This is a genomic window from Balneolaceae bacterium, assembly GCA_034521445.1.
GTDB lineage: Bacteria > Bacteroidota > Rhodothermia > Balneolales > Balneolaceae > JAXHMM01.
Map to the genome: position 1 here is coordinate 567,931 of JAXHMM010000003.1, position 18,445 is coordinate 586,375.

General features: G+C 58.0%; 19 protein-coding genes and 1 riboswitch. Of the genes, 14 read left to right on the forward strand and 5 right to left on the reverse strand.

Annotation, left to right across the window (positions count from 1 at the left end):
* Positions 1–2: 2 nt before the first annotated feature.
* A complete protein-coding gene (locus U5K31_03145; protein MDZ7771724.1) occupies positions 3–494 on the forward strand; it encodes a hypothetical protein in 492 nt (163 codons plus the stop codon).
* Between the two features lie 228 nt (positions 495–722).
* On the forward strand, positions 723–2,012 hold the full coding sequence (locus U5K31_03150) for an AAA family ATPase (GenBank protein MDZ7771725.1): 1,290 nt from the start codon (positions 723–725) through the stop codon (positions 2,010–2,012).
* Here the strand turns inward: U5K31_03150 and U5K31_03155 are convergent.
* On the reverse strand, positions 2,009–2,401 hold the full coding sequence (locus U5K31_03155) for a type II toxin-antitoxin system death-on-curing family toxin (GenBank protein MDZ7771726.1): 393 nt from the start codon (positions 2,399–2,401) through the stop codon (positions 2,009–2,011). The genes U5K31_03150 and U5K31_03155 overlap by 4 nt on opposite strands.
* A complete protein-coding gene (locus U5K31_03160; protein MDZ7771727.1) occupies positions 2,398–2,619 on the reverse strand; it encodes an AbrB/MazE/SpoVT family DNA-binding domain-containing protein in 222 nt (73 codons plus the stop codon). The genes U5K31_03155 and U5K31_03160 overlap by 4 nt, the downstream gene beginning before the upstream one ends.
* Positions 2,620–3,662: 1,043 nt before the next feature.
* Between U5K31_03160 and U5K31_03165 the strand changes: the two genes are divergently transcribed.
* The 5 genes from U5K31_03165 (at position 3,663) to U5K31_03185 (ending at position 9,075) form a co-directional block, all read left to right on the forward strand.
* Positions 3,663–6,068, forward strand: a complete 2,406-nt coding sequence (locus U5K31_03165) for an ABC transporter permease (protein ID MDZ7771728.1) — start codon at positions 3,663–3,665, stop codon at positions 6,066–6,068.
* 142 nt (positions 6,069–6,210) lie between these two features.
* On the forward strand, positions 6,211–6,465 hold the full coding sequence (locus tag U5K31_03170; GenBank protein MDZ7771729.1) for a hypothetical protein: 255 nt from the start codon (positions 6,211–6,213) through the stop codon (positions 6,463–6,465).
* 195 nt (positions 6,466–6,660) lie between these two features.
* On the forward strand, positions 6,661–8,283 hold the full coding sequence (locus U5K31_03175) for a carboxypeptidase-like regulatory domain-containing protein (GenBank protein ID MDZ7771730.1): 1,623 nt from the start codon (positions 6,661–6,663) through the stop codon (positions 8,281–8,283).
* Positions 8,284–8,378: 95 nt separating this feature from the next.
* Positions 8,379–8,855 carry a hypothetical protein gene (locus U5K31_03180; protein MDZ7771731.1) on the forward strand — a complete coding sequence of 159 codons (477 nt, stop codon included), beginning with the start codon at positions 8,379–8,381 and terminating at the stop codon, positions 8,853–8,855.
* Between the two features lie 4 nt (positions 8,856–8,859).
* The gene (locus U5K31_03185) at positions 8,860–9,075 is read left to right on the forward strand and encodes a ribbon-helix-helix domain-containing protein (GenBank protein ID MDZ7771732.1); all 216 of its coding nucleotides are present in this window, start codon (positions 8,860–8,862) and stop codon (positions 9,073–9,075) included.
* Positions 9,076–9,169: 94 nt separating this feature from the next.
* On the opposite strand, the gene crcB is transcribed toward U5K31_03185, so the two are convergent.
* Entirely contained in the window at positions 9,170–9,538 is a 369-nt protein-coding gene (gene crcB, locus U5K31_03190; protein MDZ7771733.1) for a fluoride efflux transporter CrcB, read from the reverse strand.
* Between the two features lie 32 nt (positions 9,539–9,570).
* Positions 9,571–9,641: riboswitch (Fluoride riboswitch) on the reverse strand.
* Between the two features lie 174 nt (positions 9,642–9,815).
* On the opposite strand from crcB, the gene U5K31_03195 reads away from it, so the two are divergent.
* From U5K31_03195 to U5K31_03215, 5 genes are all read left to right on the forward strand, one after another.
* Complete coding sequence (locus U5K31_03195; protein MDZ7771734.1) at positions 9,816–10,859, forward strand: hotdog domain-containing protein; 1,044 nt, start codon at positions 9,816–9,818, stop codon at positions 10,857–10,859.
* 313 nt (positions 10,860–11,172) lie between these two features.
* On the forward strand, positions 11,173–12,660 hold the full coding sequence (locus U5K31_03200) for a DUF5687 family protein (GenBank protein ID MDZ7771735.1): 1,488 nt from the start codon (positions 11,173–11,175) through the stop codon (positions 12,658–12,660).
* Complete coding sequence (locus U5K31_03205) at positions 12,660–13,358, forward strand: ABC transporter ATP-binding protein (protein ID MDZ7771736.1); 699 nt, start codon at positions 12,660–12,662, stop codon at positions 13,356–13,358. The genes U5K31_03200 and U5K31_03205 overlap by 1 nt, the downstream gene beginning before the upstream one ends.
* 141 nt (positions 13,359–13,499) lie before the next feature.
* Positions 13,500–14,852: a sensor histidine kinase gene (locus U5K31_03210; GenBank protein ID MDZ7771737.1), complete on the forward strand. Its 1,353-nt coding sequence runs from the start codon at positions 13,500–13,502 to the stop codon at positions 14,850–14,852.
* Positions 14,853–14,888: 36 nt separating this feature from the next.
* Positions 14,889–15,395 carry a hypothetical protein gene (locus U5K31_03215; protein ID MDZ7771738.1) on the forward strand — a complete coding sequence of 169 codons (507 nt, stop codon included), beginning with the start codon at positions 14,889–14,891 and terminating at the stop codon, positions 15,393–15,395.
* A gap of 14 nt (positions 15,396–15,409) precedes the next feature.
* On the opposite strand, the gene U5K31_03220 is transcribed toward U5K31_03215, so the two are convergent.
* On the reverse strand, positions 15,410–15,844 hold the full coding sequence (locus U5K31_03220; protein ID MDZ7771739.1) for a plastocyanin/azurin family copper-binding protein: 435 nt from the start codon (positions 15,842–15,844) through the stop codon (positions 15,410–15,412).
* Positions 15,845–15,954: 110 nt separating this feature from the next.
* Positions 15,955–16,932, reverse strand: a complete 978-nt coding sequence (locus U5K31_03225; protein ID MDZ7771740.1) for a hypothetical protein — start codon at positions 16,930–16,932, stop codon at positions 15,955–15,957.
* Between the two features lie 194 nt (positions 16,933–17,126).
* On the opposite strand from U5K31_03225, the gene U5K31_03230 reads away from it, so the two are divergent.
* Both U5K31_03230 and U5K31_03235 read left to right on the forward strand, forming a co-directional pair.
* A complete protein-coding gene (locus tag U5K31_03230) occupies positions 17,127–17,669 on the forward strand; it encodes a TlpA disulfide reductase family protein (protein MDZ7771741.1) in 543 nt (180 codons plus the stop codon).
* Positions 17,641–18,339, forward strand: coding sequence for a cytochrome c biogenesis protein CcdA (locus tag U5K31_03235; GenBank protein MDZ7771742.1), 699 nt, complete (start codon positions 17,641–17,643; stop codon positions 18,337–18,339). The genes U5K31_03230 and U5K31_03235 overlap by 29 nt, the downstream gene beginning before the upstream one ends.
* Positions 18,340–18,445: the final 106 nt, after the last annotated feature.

The window sequence follows — 18,445 nt, forward strand, 5'->3', positions numbered from 1 at the left end:
TCATGGGTATTCAACGTACGGCAGGCAATGTTCTGAAAATTTGGTTGGCGGGTTTCGTGGCCAGCCTGGTGATGTTCGTCTTTATTTTTCTGGGCGTGCACGTTACCGGCCTGGCCCCCTTCAATGTGGCGCCTTCCGCCGCTTTTCTATACAACATCGGGGTGGAAGTGCCCATCTACGCCGTACTGCTGCATTTCGCCTATGGCATACTGTGGGGTTATGTGCTGGTCTTTACTTTTGAGGATGACCTTACGGTGAGCAAGGCGCTGGGGCTTTCGATGGTGCTCTGGCTGTTTATGATGGTGGTCTATTCGCCCCTGATCGGGTGGGGCATTTTCGGTTACGGCTACGCCCATTTGCTGAGTCCCGGGCACCCGCTCTTTTTGCAGGCCGGCCTTGCCTATGTGTCGGTTACCCTGGTGCTTCACCTGGTGTATGGGGCGGTGCTGGGTCTGGCGACTACGCGGCAGTGGTTGCTGGAGAGTCGGGTGTGAATGGGTGCCGGCGCGTGGTGGGTTGTCGGTAGCCGGGTGTGGGAAGTGCAGGAGGTAAAGTGCCGGGGGTGCCAGGGCGTGTCAAGGCAGGGGCATTAGGGGTGCCCCACGGCGCCAAAATTTGACCCCTTATTTTTGTGATTTTTTCACAAAAACGAATGTAAGGTATGGCTGTTACAGGGTCTATAGGGGTACCACACCCTTTAGAACTGCGAAAAAATCACAAATATGATGGGCCGTTTTCGGGTCCAAAACAGGGGACCCTTTCTGGGGCAGGCCGACTTCGATCTGACCGCCTCCCACTACAAAGAACACCCCTCTCACCTGCTACACCTGGAGGGATCGCATCCGTCGCTGCTTCGAAACGCACTGATTGTCGGCGATAATGGCTCAGGCAAATCCGTACTGCTGGAAGCCATACGCTATATCCGCGACCGGGTCGTTCGCTGCCCCGAGCCCGAGGAGGGCATGAACGCCCGTATGTTTCGGATCCGAGGCGGGGCGAAACACCTTTCGGCGAGTTATGTGTATTCGTTCTATCATGAAGGGGTCCGCTATCGCTTCAGGCTGTCGATCTCTCCGCGTCATGTGGTACATGAGATGCTCTACCGGGTCGACACCCTCCCCGGTACCCAGGGAGCGGCCCTTTATCATCGCTGGAACCGGGGGGAAACCACCCGTGCACGTCCCATTCGGCCTCAAATGGAAAAGGTACAGGACATCCGAGCCCTGCATCGTATGGCCGCAGCTACGCCGCGCAACGGGATTCTGCTTGCCCATGCGGAGGAGGAGGGTCTTGAGATGCTGGTGCCGCTGCTCAACTACTTCCGTCAATCGATTCGCATCATTCCTGGTCGCGACGAAGTGCCCCTGATGGACATCCTCGCCGCACGGCCCGGGAGTCCCTTTTACCGGTATCTGCGGGAGCACCTTGCGGCGGTTCAGGCCGACGGACTTCTACAGGGAACGCATTATGAGGAGCATGAGGGGACGCTCGGATCCTGGAACCATTACCGCCTTCAGAAGGCGAGGATTTCAAACACCGGGGAAATCATGACGGAGGGACTGGCCTGGTACCTGCAGCAGCTGGCCTGTATTTACGATGCCCATCGAAACGGCAAGCTGCTGATCATCGACGGACTGGACCGGGGGTTGCATCCCCGCGTTGCGCGCAGGCTGCTGAAATGCTGCGTGGAGCCCTGGAGTGGTCCCGCAATTTCGGACAGTCGGCCAAGCCACGCCAACTCGCCGAACTCGTCCAGCAAGGCCAACTCGTCCAGCAAGGCCAACTCGTCAAACAAGTCCAGCAAGCCCAGCAAAGCCAGCAACGCGCAGTTTGTACTCACCGCCCACGATCCCGTGCTGTTGGATCTGTCGCTGCTCCGGCGCGACGAGATCTGGCTGGTGGAAAAGGACGCCTCCACCGGCACTTCGACGCTCCGAAACCTGAGGGAGATGGGCTTGCGCAACGACCTGAGGCTGGGCCGGGCCTACCTGGAGGGGCGGCTGAAAGGCTAATCCTCCCGCTTCGATGAGTGCTTTTTCAAGAATTCTGCCAATTCCTTCTTCTCAACTTTACCGTTGGCCAGGTCGATCATGATAGCAAACAGCCCTTTCTTATCAGCCGCCATCCGGTAACCATTAACAAAAAGAAAGGTGTACATGGCAATAAGAGCTGTTCGTTTGTTGCCATCATAAAACGGATGGTTTTGACAGATATGAAATCCATAGGCCGCTGCCATTTCAAACAGATCCTCGTGGACATACTCTCCTCCAAAGCTGGCCTGAGGTTGGGAAAGGGCAGATTCCAACAGTCGTTCATCCCGTATCCCCTGGCTGCCTCCATAGGAGACTATTTGATCCTGATGAAAGGCAAGGATCGTCTTCTTATCCAGAAATTTTATCACTTGGCCAACTCCTTGAGCACGTCCTTGTAATCGGTATTGGCCTCGCGATAGGCCTCGGCCCACTGTTCAAATTCAGGATCCATCGGCGTTAGTTTCACATTACCATCCTGGGTTTCGATAGTCAGGGTATCTCCCTCTTTCAGATGGAGTTCATCAATCAATTGCTTGGGAAGGGTGACACCCAGACTGTTTCCAATTTTGCGAATTTTGGTTTCCATAGCCACGTATTTGCGGTTCTTTAAGTTATAACAATGTTATTATTTGTCCAAAAATACAATGCCTATCACCAAAAGTTATTCCATATGTCTATTCTACGATTCCGGGAGGAGGCCATGAACAATATCAAACGCATGAACCTGATGCAGCTTGCTTTTCTGGAAGGCATCAATCAGATTTAGAATATCAAATCTGGGTAGCTGATCCCAATTCTGCACAGATTATGCTCCACACGTTATACACGCATCCTCTACTCATCAACTTTCATTTTTACTGAAGTTTATTCATGAGTGATATTCTGCAAACCCTTATTCGTGGTTTAACCTACGAAGGTGAACTACTACATATCATCATAAACTATACCCTGATCATTTTGACCGTTATGCCATTCGTGTTGTACCGTGGCTCGCCTACTCATTGGGAAAATCGGGGATGGGCGATAAGCTTAACAATAATAACTTCTTTCCAAGTTATTGTTTGGTTTGTCATAGATGCGGTGGGGGTCTCACTGATATGGTGCACGATGGCAGGTTATACAATTATCTGCTATTGGTATGAATGGCACTGCGCCCATGAGAATGTTCCAAAACGATTAGCTTTAATAGCCGTCCTATCTGCATTTTCAGCGATAGTTTATTATGCAATTGTGTTTCCAATAATTACGACCGTAGCGCATGTTGTAGCGGTGCTCATAGGCATCAGTCTATTCTTTCTAATACGAGGTATTCAAAGTAAAACAGTAAAGTAATGAATGACCCCGAGGCAGAGCTATTGAGGTATCATTTCTACGCCCATCGCACTATTGAGCATATCTTTGAACGGGCTGAAAGCATATCACAGACACACGTCAAGGGAGTAAAGATTTCTGAATATGCCAATGAACATTCGGCCGCCCTCTGCACCCGTGATGCCGCAGGGTCGGAGATCCGGGCTTACACATGGGAGGAGCTGCTGAGGATTATATCGTAACCTGGCCCGCGATTTTTCGTGAGAGACGGGGAAGCGCTTCGGTCCGCCACCAACCCCGAACTCCATCTTCCCAGCCATGCTGAGAAACTACGTTAAGATCGCTTTTCGCAATCTGTTCAAGGAACCCTCCTATACGCTGATCAACGTGGCCAGCCTGGCCGTAGGCATTGCCTGCTTCCTGTTCCTCCTGCTGCTGGTCCAGTATACCTTCAACTTCGATACCTTCCACGAGAAGTCCGAGCAGATCTACCGGCTCAACGATCATATCCTTACCGAGTCGGGCAGTGAAATCAACGCGGCCATCACGCCCTGGCCGTGGGCGCCGGCTATCGCCGATGAGTTTCCCGAGGTGGAGGGCTATGTGCGCTTCGCCGACCGGTCGCACAGCGTGGCCTACCAGGAAAATATTCTCAGTTACGGCGTTCACTACGTGGATGAGGCGTTTTTCGACGTCTTCTCCTTTGACCTGCAGACGGGTGATCCCGCCCTGGCGCTGGACGGGCCGAACAAGGTGGTGCTGACCCCGCCGGTTGCCACCAGCCTATTCGGACAGGAACAGCCGGTAGGCAGGGAAATCCTGCTGGACGGGGAGCCGTATGTGGTGAGCGGGCTGCTCGAGGAGATTCCGGCCCATTCAAGCATCGGCTTCAACATGCTGGTCTCCTCCGACAACCTGACCCCGCAGAACTACGCCAACTACGACAACTGGCGGACCCACAGCATCTATACCTACCTGCTGCTGAGGGAAGGGGCGGATATAGCCGCCATGGAGTCCCGGTTTCCTGCCTTTCTCCGGAGCTACATCGACGAGGATGCGGCGGAGCGGTACACCCCCTCCCTGCTCAAGTATACCGATATGTTCCTTGCCGACGAGTACTACAGCAGCCAGAACGCCACTCTCGATGAAAGCTACGTATATATATTTACGGCCATCGGATTCCTGGTGCTGGTGATCTCGTGCGTGAATTTTATCAATCTCTCCACGGCGCGCGCGGCCCGGCGAAATACCGAAGTGGGCATTCGCAAGGTGCTCGGGGCCATGCGCAGGCAGCTTGTATTCCAGTATCTCTTTGAGGTTCTGATCATTGCGCTTTTCGCCGTGGGGTTCTCCATGCTGCTGGTGGAGGTCGGGCTGCCGTGGTTCAACTCCATGACCGGCTGGGAGGTCGTGGTGGGTTACACCTCCAACGCCTTCTTCTGGCTCTCGTGCGCCGGGATCCTGTTGTTTGTTACGCTGGTGGCCGGCGGGTATCCCGCCTTCTACCTTTCCCGCTTCAAACCCTCGCGGGTGTTTCAGTCCTCGGGTACACGGTCACGCAAATCGTGGCTTCGTACCGGTCTGGTGGTCTCACAGTTCACGCTGGCAGTCTTTCTGTTGGTCAGTTCGCTGACCGTAGACCGTCAGCTCAGCTTTCTCCAATCCAAGGATATGGGATACCAGCAGGAAAACCTGATACAGGTTATCCTCCCGAACGAAGAGGCCCGCCGGCAGGCCGAGCTGTTCAGCCAGGAGCTGCTTCGCAATCCGTCCGTGGAGCAGGTGGCGCTGGCCTCCAACGGCCCGTATTCCAGCGGGTCCGTCACCGAGTACCGGATCGAGGGCACGGAATGGGAGGAGGGTATACTGGTCAGCACCTGGTATGCGGATGAGCGGTTGATTCCGGTGCTGGGACTGGACCATAAACTGGGCAGGAATTTCAACCCGAACCTGGCCTCGGACAGTGCCGGTGCCTTTATCATCAACGCCACGGCGGCGCGCACCTTCGGCTGGGAACCTGAGAGCAGTCTCGGCAAGACCATTCGGACCGGCAGCGGGGACGACCTGATTACCGGGGAGGTGGTCGGGGTGGTGGAGGATTTCCATTTTGAATCCCTCCAGAACCGGATCAGTCCCCTGATCCTGCGCTACCGTCCGGCCGAATTCGACAATATCCTGGTCCGGACGGTTCCCGGCGCCGGCGGCGAGGGCGGGGTGGAATCCACCGCTTCCCTGCACGGGCAGGTGGAGGAGCTGTGGCGGGAGATGTTCCCCGGCGAGCCCATCTACTATTTCTATGTGGAAGAGGATCTGTCCGATATCTACACGACAGAAGAGGTAATCGGCAGGTTGCTGAGCAGGCTGACCTGGCTCACCATGTTCATCGCATGTCTCGGGCTGCTCGGGCTCGCCTCCTACAGCACGGTGCAGCGCACCAAGGAAATCGGCATCCGCAAGGTAATGGGCGCCACGGCGCGGCAGATCGCCACCATGCTTTCAAAAGATTTCATACGCTATGTGCTGGTCGCCCTGGTGATCGGCATCCCGCTGGCCTGGTTCGGCGTACGCCAGTGGCTGCAGAATTTCGCCTACCACACCAGCGTGGGCGTGGACACCCTGCTTATCACACTCGTCGCCAGTCTTGGAATTGCCCTGGCAACGGTAAGCTGGCAGGCCGTGCGCGCTGCCCTCGCCAATCCCATTGATTCGCTGCGCTCCGAGTAGAAGGGGAGGAGGGAAGCAAGATCCTCTATATGGCGCTCGGCAAGGATGGGTCGCCGGAGAATTATGTTGATCTTTGCAGTCAAGGAAACATTGAGTAATATGAAATCTGTTTCGATCATACAGAACCCAGACCTGCTGTTTTATGTCAAGATTGACAATCCGAGAACTGGACGGAGATTTAATGGACCGTCTCAGAATTCAGGCTGCTCAGCATGGTCACTCCATGGAGGAGGAAGTGCGTAGTATTTTAAGAGCAGCGCTGGCAAAGGAGCCGGAACATACGGACAATATCGTTGATGCAATCCGAAAGCGATTTGCTCCGTTGGGCGGGATTGAACTGCCTGTGTTGCCTCGGAAGCCGATGCGCAAGCCTGATGATATCGGTTTTGACCCTTGATTGGTTGAGATTATTAATCCCTGGCTGCCATAGTTTCACAGTCAAGCCGGCTTTTCTTGAGAGGGCCATTCCGGTCTGACTGAATGAGATCGCCTGAATATTCCCGGCCGGGCTGCTGTATAGAACGCTTATTGTATTTTCTGAGCATTTCTGTTACTCTGCTGTTTACACGGCCTTCCAACCAACCCTGCCCTTATGAGATCTTCCCGACCTCTGACGTCACGCGACGCGCAAGTCTCTGCAAAGCTGCACCTGTTCACACTTCCCCTGCTGGCGCTTCTGGCCTTGGCCTTTGCCGCCTGCACCTCCGCCGACGGGCCGCTGGCGGCCGAAGAGGATGAAATCGCGGGGGTGGTCACCTCCACCGAAGGACCCGAGGCCGGGGTGTGGGTAATTGCCGAGACGGAAGACCTCCCCACCCGTTTCGCCCGGATTGTAGTCACCGATGAGCAGGGACGGTACCTGATACCCGACCTGCCGGATGCGGAATACCGGGTCTGGGTTCGGGGCTACGGGCTGGTCGACTCCCCGCAGTCCGAGGCATCCCCGGGAACCATGATGGACCTTCGGGCGGAGCTGGCGCCTGACGCACAGGCGGCCGCCCAGTACTACCCGGCCGGCTACTGGTATTCCATGATCAATGTGCCGGAACAGAGCGAATTTCCCGGCACGGGTCCGGACGGAAACGGCATTTCGCCCAACATGCAGACGCAGGCCGAATTCCTGCGCAACATCAAGACGGGCAACTGCACCATCTGCCACCAAATGGGCAACAAGGCGACGCGTGAGTTGCATCCCTCCATGCAGGATTACGAGAGTACCGAGGCGGCGTGGGAGCGGCGCCTGCAATCGGGCCAGGCGGGCGGTTATATGACGTACGGACTGCAGAACATGGGCAAGGAGGCCGCGCTGGAGATGTTCGCCGACTGGACCGACAGGGTGGAGGAGGGAGCCGTCCCGCCAGCGCCGCCGCGTCCGGAGGGCGTGGAGCGTAACGTGGTCATCACCATGTGGGACTGGGCGGACCCGAAATCGTACCTGCACGATTTGGTGTCGACCGACCGCAGGGACCCCACCCTGAACGCCGACGGGAAGATCTACGGCGCGCTCGAAGCGAGTTCGGACTACCTCCCCGTGCTCGACCCGGCCGCCCACGACACGAGCCGGGTTCCCGTCACGGTGCGCGACCCCGACACGCGGCCGGCGTCCGGGCCCAACATGCCCGCCCCGTCGCCCTACTGGGGGGACGAGCCGCTGTGGGACAGCCGCGCCAATGTGCACAATCCCATGTTTGACGGGCAGGGTCGCGTCTGGATCACCGCTACGGTGCGTCCCCCGGCCAATCCCGACTTCTGCCGGGAAGGCTCGGATCATCCTTCGGCACAGCTGTTTCCCCTGGAGCGGGCCGGCCGCCATTTGGGCGTATACGATCCGGCGAGCGAGGAGTATACGCACCATCAGCACCTGCTTCAGCACGCACCACCTGATGTTTGCCGAGGACGAGGAGAACACCTTGTGGACCAGCGGCGGCGGATCGGTGATCGGCTGGCTGAACACCGAAGAGTACGACCGGACCGGCGACGAGGAGGCCTCCCAGGGATGGACGGCCTTCATCCTCGACACGAACGGCAACGGCGAGCGGGACGACTACGTGGAGCCTGGCGAGCCGGTCGACCCGGAGCGGGACAAGAGGATCAGCGGAGGGTACTACGCCGTGGCCCCGGCCCCGGACGGCACCGTATGGGGATCGGACCTGGGTTACCCGGGCGGCATCTTCCGTCTGGATCCCCGGTGACAATCCGCCGGAGACCGCCCTGACGGAGTACTACGAGCTGCCCCTGGACGAAGACGGGGAGCCGGTCGAGGGATTCACCCCACGCGGCATGGACATCGACCGCAACGGCGTTGCCTGGGTGGCCCTGGCCAGCGGACATATGGCCCGGTTCGACCGCAGCCAGTGCGAAGGTCCCCTGAACGGTCCCGAAGCCACCGGCCAGCACTGCCCGGAAGGCTGGACGTTCTACACCGAACCGATGCCTCAGATGCAGAACGTGGAATATTCGGGAAGCGCCGAGGCCAGCTACTACACCTGGGTCGACCAGTTCAACACGCTCGGCCTGGGCGAAAACACCCCGATCAACACCGGCAACGCCTCAGGGGGTTTGTTGGCGTGGGACGACGGGGAGTGGGTGGTGCTCCGGGTGCCCTACCCGCTGGGTTTCTATACGAAGTGGATGGACGGCCGGATCGACGACCCGGATGCGGGCTGGAGAGGCCGCGGCGTCTGGGCAACGGTAAGCACCCGGGCCCCCTTCCACATGGAGGGCGGCAAGGGGACCACGAGCAAGGTGTACAAGTTCCAGATCAGGCCCAATCCGCTGGCGAGGTAATTTTATGGCCCTATCGATACGCCTGCCCGAAGATCTGGAAAAACGCCTTGATGAATTGGCCAAACTAACCGGCCGAACAAAATCCTACTACGTGCGGGAGGCATTGGAGGAAAAGCTCGATGAGTGGGAGGATCGCTATGTTACCGAATACCGGCTTGAGAACCCGGAGGGGCCGCGTTGGAGCCTGGAGCAGTTGGAGGAGGAGGTAGATCAGAAGTAAGGGCAGTCACATGTGGACGGTTGAATTTGACGATAGGGCAAGCAAGGAGCTGCTAAAGCTGGATCCGTCTCTCTCTGCGTGAATGGCTGACTGCTCACCGCGTGATGGTCCATCCCAGCCATGCCGCTGTGAATCCGGCCAGCAGGCTCGCTGCCGTGTATAGCAACAGCGTCGGTACCTGTCCCTGTTCAGCCAGCAGGACCCCTTCCATGGAAAAGGTGGCGAAGGTCGTAAACCCTCCGCAAAAGCCGGTGGCCAGAAGCATTCGGAGTTCGTGGCCGATGATATGCCGCTGTCCCAGCCCGAACAATAACCCAATAAGGAAACTGCCCGCGATATTGACCGCGAAGGTGCCCAGAGGAAAGGCGTAGGCGGGGAACAGCTGCTGGATTCGGAGTGAGAGAAGGTAACGAAGGTAACTGCCGGCAAAACCGCCCAGTCCCACCAAGAGAAATGCTTTCATAAGAGTGACTCCTGTCAATTGATGTTTGACTGTGAATTGCAGGAGTCATCAGCGCCGGCGGAAGCCGGGGCGGTTGAGGGCGAACTCCATCGCCGATTCAATAATATAATTTTTCCTGCCTGTATACAATTCTGAGAGTTTTTTTGTTTACGGTATCAAGAAGGGAGAAGGCACTGCGTCTTCTCCATTTTTCACGGAGTGGAAGCAATATTTGTAAAGGAAGTGTAGGTACGGAGATCGCCTTTCGCTTCTCCCTGCCGAGTGGGATATTGGGGCCATGAGACCTCGAGACACCTCCCAGACCCGCACCCTTCCCTTCGGCTCCGACGAGGCCTTGCGCCGCCGGTTCATGCTTATTGACGACCCGGTGTCGGGGAATCTGCGATGGGGACTCCTGCTGGAGGAGCTGGACAAGCTGGCCGAGGATGTAGCCCTGGCGTACGCGCGCCGTACCCGGGAAGATGCGGCGGTGGTGACGGCGGCCATCGACGACATCATGCTGCGTACGCCGGCCGACATCGGGAGGGACCTTCACCTGCGGGCCCGCATCAACTATGTGGGCACTTCCTCCATGGAGGTGGGCATACGCGTGGACCAGGAGGGGGAAGAAGGACGCTCCCTGGCTTCCTGCTACTTTACCATGGTGGCGCGATCCGGCCGCGGCCGCGAAGCCGGGAGCCTGGCGGTGGAGCCGCTATCCTATGAGTCGGACCTGGAGATGAAGCGCCGCGACAACGCGGTGTGGCGACGCAAGGCTTACCGCCGCCGCATGGAGGAGATGGAGGAGCCGCCCGACCGGGATGAGTACAACCACCTCAGAGAGGTACACCAGGCGCAGGAGCGCGACGATTTTGACGGGCTGCTAGCCTCCGACCTGGTGCGGAGCAACTGGGAACGCATGTACCCCGAACAGGAGAACGTGCCCGAAAAGATCTTCGGCGGCTACGTCATCCGCCGCGCCTTTGAGCTGGCCATGATGCACGCCGAGGAGATTGCCCCCGACCGGCCGGTCTTCGTACGGGTGAACCGCATCAACTTTCTGCAGCCCGTGCACATAGGTGACAAGCTGGATTTTACCAGCCGCATCGTCTATACCGGGGAGACTTCCATCAGCATGGAAATTGACATCGAGCGCATCAGCAAGAACCAGGTGACCCGTGCCCTGTCGAATACCTGCGAATTCACCTTCGTGAATGTGGACCGGCAAATGCGTCCCCGTCCCGTCCCCAGGGTATATCCCACCACCTACGACGAAGACCGCCGCTACCTTAAGGCGCGGCGGCAGCACAGGCGCCGGAAAAAGAGTTCCGACTCCCCCTGAAAAGAGGTAAATTCCCTGTTTTCAACGGTCACGAAAACGGGATGAGGTCACGAAAACGGGATGAACCAGACAGGCGATCGCTGGTGATTGAAATTATTGGACAAATTGTCAATGCGATTTACAATTTGTCCAATTTCGGGTTAGGGGTAATGGGATTGAGATCAGGGGCAACAAACCCGAGGGAGGGAGAACACATCCTGCCGGGAGGGTTTGCGCTTTTAAGTCATACTACTATATTAGGCATTGAAATTCCGGGCCCGGATGGGACATGCATCATACCGGCGTCCTCGAACGTAATCACGCGCGACGGCTTATGATTTTCCAGCTTTTTAAATTGGAAGTGCTCAAAAGCGTACGGTCGGTATCACTCTCCCGGAACGTGATCGGGGGCATCTTCCTGGCGATCATCGGCTTTTTCTTTCTGATCAATCTGCTCTTTCTGGCTTTTTTCCTGGACGAAATCCTGGTGGAAAGCCTGGGTGCCGAGCAGCCCGCGGTCTTCCTGAACGGCCTGCTTTTCTACTACTTTGTCTTTGAGCTGATGGTCCGTTTCTTCATGCAGAAGATGCCTGTGATGGAGCTGGAGCACTACCTGCACCTGCCCGTACGGCGCAGTACTCTCATTCACTACCTGCTGGGGCGCTCCAAGCTGACGCCGCTTACCATGCTGGTGCCCCTGATTTTCGCTCCCTTTGCCTTTACGGAGGTGGCCTCCACCTGGGGCGCGGCGGGTGCGTGGAGCTGGCTGCTCTGCCTCTGGGCGGTCAGCCTGCTGATTCACTGGTTCATGCTCTGGTACAAGCAGCGGCTGGGAAGCAGTCTCCCGGGCATCATCGCGCTGGTGCTGCTGCCCGTACTGACACTGGGCGCGCAATACTATGGTCTTTTCAATGCGGGGCAGTGGGCGGCCCCTTTCTGGAACGCTGCCCTGGAGGGCTGGCTGCCGGTTGCTGTAACGGCCGCAGCCGGACTTGCGGCCTACGTCTTCGCCTGGCGCTACTACCGCCGCCACGCCTACACCGAGGAGCTGGGCGACCGTCGCGGGGGCACCTACGTGAACCGGTCCATCGATTTCTTCTCGCGCTTCGGCCGCATGGGCGAGATGGCCGACCTGGAGTGGAAGCTCATCCTGCGCCACAAGAAGAGCCGAATCTACCTGCTCATTACAGGACTCTTCCTGCTCTACGGACTCATATTCTACGGTGAGCCGGCCTACCAGTCGGAGACCGGCGTCTCGTGGATGTACATCTTCCTGGGGGTCTTCATCACCGGCATTTTCATCATGCAGTACGGGCAGCTTTTCCTGAGCTGGAACTCCAGCACCTTCGACTTTTACATGACACGGCGCGGGGGACTGGACGACCTGGTCCGCGGCAAGTACCTGCTTTTTTACGTGATCACCGTGCTCTGCTACCTGCTCTCCATCCCCTACGTCTACTTCGGATGGGACGTACTGCTGGTGCACACGGCGGCCTTCTTTTTCAACATGGGCGTGACCATCCACCTCATCGTCTGGATTTCCCTTTGGAAGCCCAAGCCGATGGATCTAAGCAAGGGCGCCATGTTCAACTACGAGGGCATAGGGGCGGCGCAGTTTGTCATGATTATTCCCATGATCGCCGTACCCTACGCGGTGTTCATTCCCTTTTCGCTGCTGGCCGGCGATTACATCGGCCTGACTGCACTGGGCGTCACCGGCCTGGCCGGGCTGCTCTTTTCCGACAAGCTGACCGAAGTCTGCGTGCGCAGGCTGACGACCCAGCGCCACGAAATTTCATCCTCATTCAGACAGGAAATCTGATGATCGACATCGAATCTCTTACCAAAACCTACGGGGGCGAGACGGTTCTCGACATCCCCGAGCTGCACATTCCCAGGGCCGAGTGCTTCGGACTGGTGGGCAACAACGGGGCGGGGAAGACCACCCTCTTCCGCATCCTGCTCGACCTGGTGCGTCCCAGCGGGGGACGCGTGCTCCTGGAGGGCACCGACGTGAGCACCGACGAGGAGTGGAAAGGACGGGTGGGCTCCTACCTCGACGAGCACATGCTGCTGGGCTACCTGACGCCCGACGAGTATTTTGAGACTCTTCGCAAGATCTACGGACTGGCCGAGGAGGACCTTCAGGTGCACCTGGAGGATTTCGACGACCTCTTCCACGGGGAGATCCGCGACAAGAAGAAGTACATCCGCGACCTCTCCAAAGGCAATATCAAGAAGGTGGGCATCGCCGCGGCCTTCCTGGGCAATCCCGAGGTGGTGGTGCTGGACGAGCCTTTCGAAAACCTGGACCCCAGCTCACAGATCAAGCTCAAGAAGCTTATCAACCGCAAGAGGGAAGAGACGCGCACCACCTTTCTGATCTCCAGCCACGACCTCACCCACGTCACCGACATCTGCGACCGCATCGTGCTGCTGGAGAAGGGCACCGTCATCCGTGACATGAAAGAGGACAAGGAGGCCATGTCGCAGGCCCTGGCCGATTACTTCGAGGGCTGAGGGCGGGACAGCGGGTTAGGCAAGCAAACGCGCCGAGGAGGTAAGAAGGGCCTGCCACGGCGCGTCTAGGAAAACGCCGCGTTTATTAACGCATAGCCTTCGTCCATGCCGGGACCCGATAACAGTCGAAACGGATTTTATTTGAGTCGCAAGATGGTGGCGCTGGTCGTGCTGTTTATCGGGCTGGCAAGCGGACTGGTGGTGCTTACCAACTTTTCTATCAACCTGATATCGGCCTCCGGTTCCTACCGGGTCCTGCTGGGCGACTGGTCTGAGAGGCACGAACGCGGGGACGTGGCACTGGAGCGGTATTTTGCGACAGGTCGTGAAAGTCACCTGGAGGAATTCCGCCGTATCCGTGCCGGGGAGCAACCCATCGAGGGACTCATAAACGAGCTTTTCCGGGATCGGCCTGACCCGCAGAAGGTCTATCGGGGTTTTCCCTCGGGGGAGGTCTATCCCGGCGAGCTGTCCACCCTGCTCTTTGCCTTCCGGCATTTCGGGAATACGGATCCCGTGGTGGAGCTGGAGAACACCTGGGAGGAGCTGATGCGCATCGACCGCCAGAAAGATGAATTGGCCGGGCGGGTGCAAAGCGGGGAAAACCGTCCCGGCGAAAGCGTTGATCTGCAACCCTATGCGGGGGAGCTCGATTCCCTCAATCGCCGGGCGAACCGCCATGAGGATCTACTGGAGGCTGAGCTGGCCGGTATCTCCCGGCTGCTGAAGCAGTACGCGCTCTGGTTCAGCGTCATCACCGGCATTCTTCTGGTGCTGATCGGGGTGGTGGTCTCCGTGCGCATCTCCAAGAGCATCGCGAAGTGGGAGCAGGCCATGGAGAGCCTGAAAGAGTCGCTGCGCGAGAAGAAGGTGCTGCTTTCCGAAATTCATCACCGCGTCAAAAACAACCTGGCGGTGATTTCCGGCTTGCTGGAGCTGGAGAGCATGATGGGCCGCGAGCCGGAAAACGCCCTGCAGGAAAGCCGTGACCGCATCCGTTCCATGGCCCTGATACACGAGCAGCTTTACAGCGCGGAATCGTTCTCCAGCATTGACCTGGGGCGGTACGCCCGGGAGCTGATGGAATACATGGAGGAGTCCCACCTGCGAAACGGCCGTTCGAAGATACGCCTGCAAGGCGAGATTGAAGAGGTGAAGGTGAATATCAACCAGGCTATTCCAACCGGACTCATCCTGAATGAATTGCTTGCAAACGCCATTGAGCACGGCTACGACATGGGGGAGGAGGGACGAGTCCTCATCCGTCTCGGACAGAACGGAGGAGAGGTGCACCTCAGCGTGGAAGACGACGGGAAGGGCGTGGAAGGCGATTTCCAGCTCGAAGACGCCGACTCGGCGGGCTTTACCATCATTCGCGAGCTGGTCCGCCAGCTGGAGGGAGAAGCCGTAACCGGCGATCGGGACGGCTTTTATTTTCAGCTGCGCTACCGGAAAAACGACAGCCGGGGCCCGGCCGCCTCGGTGTTACCATAAAACCCAGGGAGCGGATTTAAAACCATACCAAGAAACATGACAAAGAACAGGCGCATGCGGAGCGGAAGACTTCTCTATACAGGCGTGAGCGGGCTGCTGGCCAGCCTGGTCATGTTTTTCTTTATCTACCTGGCCATCAACCTGGCCGGCATCGCGCCGTTCAATATCCCTCCCTCCGCCGCCTTTCTCTATAACATCGGCGTGGAGGACAGGATTTACAGCCTGCTGCTTCACTTCTGCTACGGGACGCTCTGGTCGTATGTGCTGGTTTATACCTTCGAAGAGGATGTGAGCATTCGCAAAGCGCTGGTGCTTTCTGTGGTCCTCTGGTTTTTCATGATGGTGGTTTACAGCCCACTCATTGGCTGGGGCATCTTCGGTTTCGGCTATGCCCATATGCTGGCGCCGGATCATCCCCTCTACCTGGCGCCGGGCCCCGCATACCCGGTAAGTACCCTGGCGCTTCATCTCTTGTACGGACTGGTGCTGGGCTACCTCAACGCCCGGAAGTTTTCCGGGGAAGAGGAGGCCGGAGAGCTATAGGGACAGTCCGCCGGTCAGGAGTTCACGATGACCCACCCGTACATCTTTACCGCCTCGTGGGGAATACAGAAATACCGGTAGGTGCCCGGCTCCCGGAAGGTGTGCTCATAGCTTTCCCCGGGATCGAGCATGCCGGAGTCAAAGGCCTCTGCGCCGTCAGGCAGGCGCGCGCTCTTCTCGAGGGTCGCCTCGGACGGATCGGCGGTCACTGAGTGCGCCAGCAGGGAGGTGTTTTCCCACCGCACGGTTTCCCCGGTGGAGATGCGTACGGTGTCCGCCTCGAACTTCATGGTGTTGGTCATGGTCACTGTGACGGTCGGGTCGGAGGAAGCGGTCGCGGAAAGGGCTTCGCCTGAGGAGTGGTAGGTCGGGAGGTAGGCATGGCCCCCGGTCGAGGCAAGCAGGGGCACCAAAAGGAGCAGGGAGATGATTTGATAAGGGTGGCGCATGGGAGGTACGGGTACTCTGGAATTAGGATGCGTGTGAAAGGAGCCGGTAGGCTCGGAAGAAGTCCGCACCGCCGTATCAGGACGGGGCGAACCGGGTTTGTGGAGTTAGCTTATTGTCGTTGGGCGTTGATTTCCAGGTTTTCAAACATCACGTGCCAGAAGGGAAGTTGCATGCCGTTTGGGAGCTGAAAGCCGGTTTCAACATTGCTGTGTACGAACTCCTGCTCTTTCGGCTCGGGCATCATCGGCGGGACCATCAGGTGAAAATGTCGTCGACCCGGGGAGACTTCCTCGTCGGTTGCCAGTTCGTAGCCCTCGGTGCGGACGTATTCGGTGAGCATGCCGTGTACCAGGCGCGGTTTCTGCTGTACCTCGCCGTTTTTGCGCACCTCGCCCATGCCCCAGAAAGCGAAGTAGACGTATTCGGTGGGCATGAGCGCGGTGCCGATGCGGCTGGAGCCGTGCAGAATCGTGTTGGATACCACACCGCCGAAAGTTGGATATTCAACCCCGTGGGCAGCCAGTTGGGCGCAGCAGCGCACCGAGTAGGTGTTGCCCTCCCTGTCTTCCCAGCTGGCCTGGAAGGTTACCTGGTCTTGGGTGGAGGAGGCGTCCGCTGCCGTGGCGTCTACCGCCTCGATGCTGAGCTGCCCGTTCGGCATGACGATATTCTTGTCACCAAAGGGGGAGGGATTCTTCATTCGGGTGTAGGAGCCGTCGCTCACGCCGCGGGCTCCCGGGGGAAGTCCGTTGATGCCGGGACTGCCGGCCAGCGCCCGCGGCACTTCGGGCGTGCCGAAGACATGGGGGTCCAGCTCACGCCGGGAGGGCACGACGGTGAACACCCCGCCGCTGTTCTGGCTGATGGAGATTTCAAGTGGACCGCCCAGCAACGCCTGGGGCTCGGCCTTCATGTGGGCCTGCAGGTAACCCAGGTAGGGAGCCATTTTCTGCAGCATTTCGAGTTTTTCCGGCTGGTCGGGATCGTCCTGGGCGTGGACCGTTTGGAAGGTGGTGGCCAGTCCCATTAACAGGGCGGCGAGTGCGAGGCTTAGTATGCGAGTTGATCGTAATAGGGCTTTTAACATGGCAGAGGCAAGTTTTTTATCGTTTCGATTTCCACTTCATAAGACCACACGGGTTCGGTAACTCTTACCTTCCGTGCCGGCTTGCGCTACTCCCTGTCCGATCCGAAATAATTTCAGGAATCCCGGGTAAGACGGGGCCGAGGCAGGTCGTCTATTATGGGGGAAATACTCTGAACCAATAGATTCTTTATACCATGAATGCTACATATCGCCTTCTGACTCTTGCCCTTGTCCTCTCACTCACGTTTGCGGCCGGCTGTTCGCAGGGCGATACGAACCAATCCGGAGGCGAAAGCGCCGAGAGCGGTGAATCGCAGCAGCGGATGGCTCCCGATTTCAGCGTCACAACCATCCAGGGCAATACGGTAAGCCTGGAAGAGACGATGGCCGAGAATAAACCCATGGTGGTCTACTTTACGGCTTCCTGGTGTCCCATCTGTGCCAAGAACTGGCCGGTGCTCTCCGAGGTTTATCCCGATTATCAGGATCGCCTGGACTTTATTGCCATCGGGATTGATCCCACCGATACCCGCGAAGTCATGACCGAATTGGCCCGGGAGGAAAACTTCACCTTCCCGCTTACCTGGGGGCACCCTGACATTATGCTGGATTTTGGCGTGCAGGCACAGGCCACCACCGTGGGCATTAGCCGTGAAGGCCGTGTGGTCTTCCAGCGTAACAAAACCGCGCTCAGCGAACAGCAGTACCGTGACCTCTTCGACCGCCTGGTCAACTAGGCCTATGGATTTCCTTCATTTTTCCTTCCTCCAGGGGGTTCTTGCCTTCTTCGCCCCCTGTGCCGTCGCGCTGCTGCCGGGATATATCGTATCCTACGTTTCCCGGGAAGGGGCTGAGACATCAGATTGGAGAGTCAGTGCCTGGCGCGGTTTCAAGCTGGCGCTCCTGAGCATCCTGGGCATTCTGGCCGTCTACCTGGTCGCCGGCCTGCTTATTGTCGTGGCAGCCCAGCTCCTGAAAACCTATATGAAGTGGATCGCCATGGCCATGGGAGGGGGACTCATCATACTGGGAGCGTTCATGGTCGCGGGCAGGAGTGTGGCTTATTCGGCCGGCGTCCGGTTCGGCCGCGCCTCCAACGAGACGGCGGATGCTTTCCTGTTCGGTCTGGCCTATGCCATAGGCGCCCTGGGCTGCCTGTTTCCCCTTTTCCTGGTCGTGGCTGTACAGGCCATGGCCGCTCCCTTCTGGCAGGGCGTATCCTACCTGGCGGCCTACTTTGCAGGCATCAGCGGGATGATGATCCTGGCCATTGTGCTATCCTCGCTGGCCAGGGAGTGGTTTATGAGGCATCTCAGAACACTTCTTCCGCATATGGAGCGTATAGCCGGAGTGCTGCTGATTCTGGCAGGTATCTACGTGATCCACTACCAGACGGCCCTGCTGTGAAAGGGTTTCCCGCCTGACAGGAGAGAAAGGGGGGGATGGAAGGCGGCGGTGAGGTAAGAGAATGCGCGGTCGCCTCATCCATAAAGCTACCGAAACCACAATTTCA

Excerpts from the sequence above, each read along its gene's own strand:
- U5K31_03175 (MDZ7771730.1), top strand. The coding sequence starts at position 6,661 with ATGAGATCTTCCCGACCTCTGACGTCACGCGACGCGCAAGTCTCTGCA.
- U5K31_03205 (MDZ7771736.1), top strand. The coding sequence starts at position 12,660 with ATGATCGACATCGAATCTCTTACCAAAACCTACGGGGGCGAGACGGTT.
- U5K31_03185 (MDZ7771732.1), top strand. The coding sequence starts at position 8,860 with ATGGCCCTATCGATACGCCTGCCCGAAGATCTGGAAAAACGCCTTGAT.
- U5K31_03230 (MDZ7771741.1), top strand. The coding sequence starts at position 17,127 with ATGAATGCTACATATCGCCTTCTGACTCTTGCCCTTGTCCTCTCACTC.
- U5K31_03220 (MDZ7771739.1), bottom strand. The coding sequence starts at position 15,844 with ATGCGCCACCCTTATCAAATCATCTCCCTGCTCCTTTTGGTGCCCCTG.
- crcB (MDZ7771733.1), bottom strand. The coding sequence starts at position 9,538 with ATGAAAGCATTTCTCTTGGTGGGACTGGGCGGTTTTGCCGGCAGTTAC.
- U5K31_03160 (MDZ7771727.1), bottom strand. The coding sequence starts at position 2,619 with ATGGAAACCAAAATTCGCAAAATTGGAAACAGTCTGGGTGTCACCCTT.
- U5K31_03215 (MDZ7771738.1), top strand. The coding sequence starts at position 14,889 with ATGACAAAGAACAGGCGCATGCGGAGCGGAAGACTTCTCTATACAGGC.
- U5K31_03225 (MDZ7771740.1), bottom strand. The coding sequence starts at position 16,932 with ATGTTAAAAGCCCTATTACGATCAACTCGCATACTAAGCCTCGCACTC.
- U5K31_03170 (MDZ7771729.1), top strand. The coding sequence starts at position 6,211 with ATGTCAAGATTGACAATCCGAGAACTGGACGGAGATTTAATGGACCGT.
- U5K31_03150 (MDZ7771725.1), top strand. The coding sequence starts at position 723 with ATGATGGGCCGTTTTCGGGTCCAAAACAGGGGACCCTTTCTGGGGCAG.
- U5K31_03145 (MDZ7771724.1), top strand. The coding sequence starts at position 3 with ATGGGTATTCAACGTACGGCAGGCAATGTTCTGAAAATTTGGTTGGCG.
- U5K31_03195 (MDZ7771734.1), top strand. The coding sequence starts at position 9,816 with ATGAGACCTCGAGACACCTCCCAGACCCGCACCCTTCCCTTCGGCTCC.
- U5K31_03165 (MDZ7771728.1), top strand. The coding sequence starts at position 3,663 with ATGCTGAGAAACTACGTTAAGATCGCTTTTCGCAATCTGTTCAAGGAA.
- U5K31_03200 (MDZ7771735.1), top strand. The coding sequence starts at position 11,173 with ATGATTTTCCAGCTTTTTAAATTGGAAGTGCTCAAAAGCGTACGGTCG.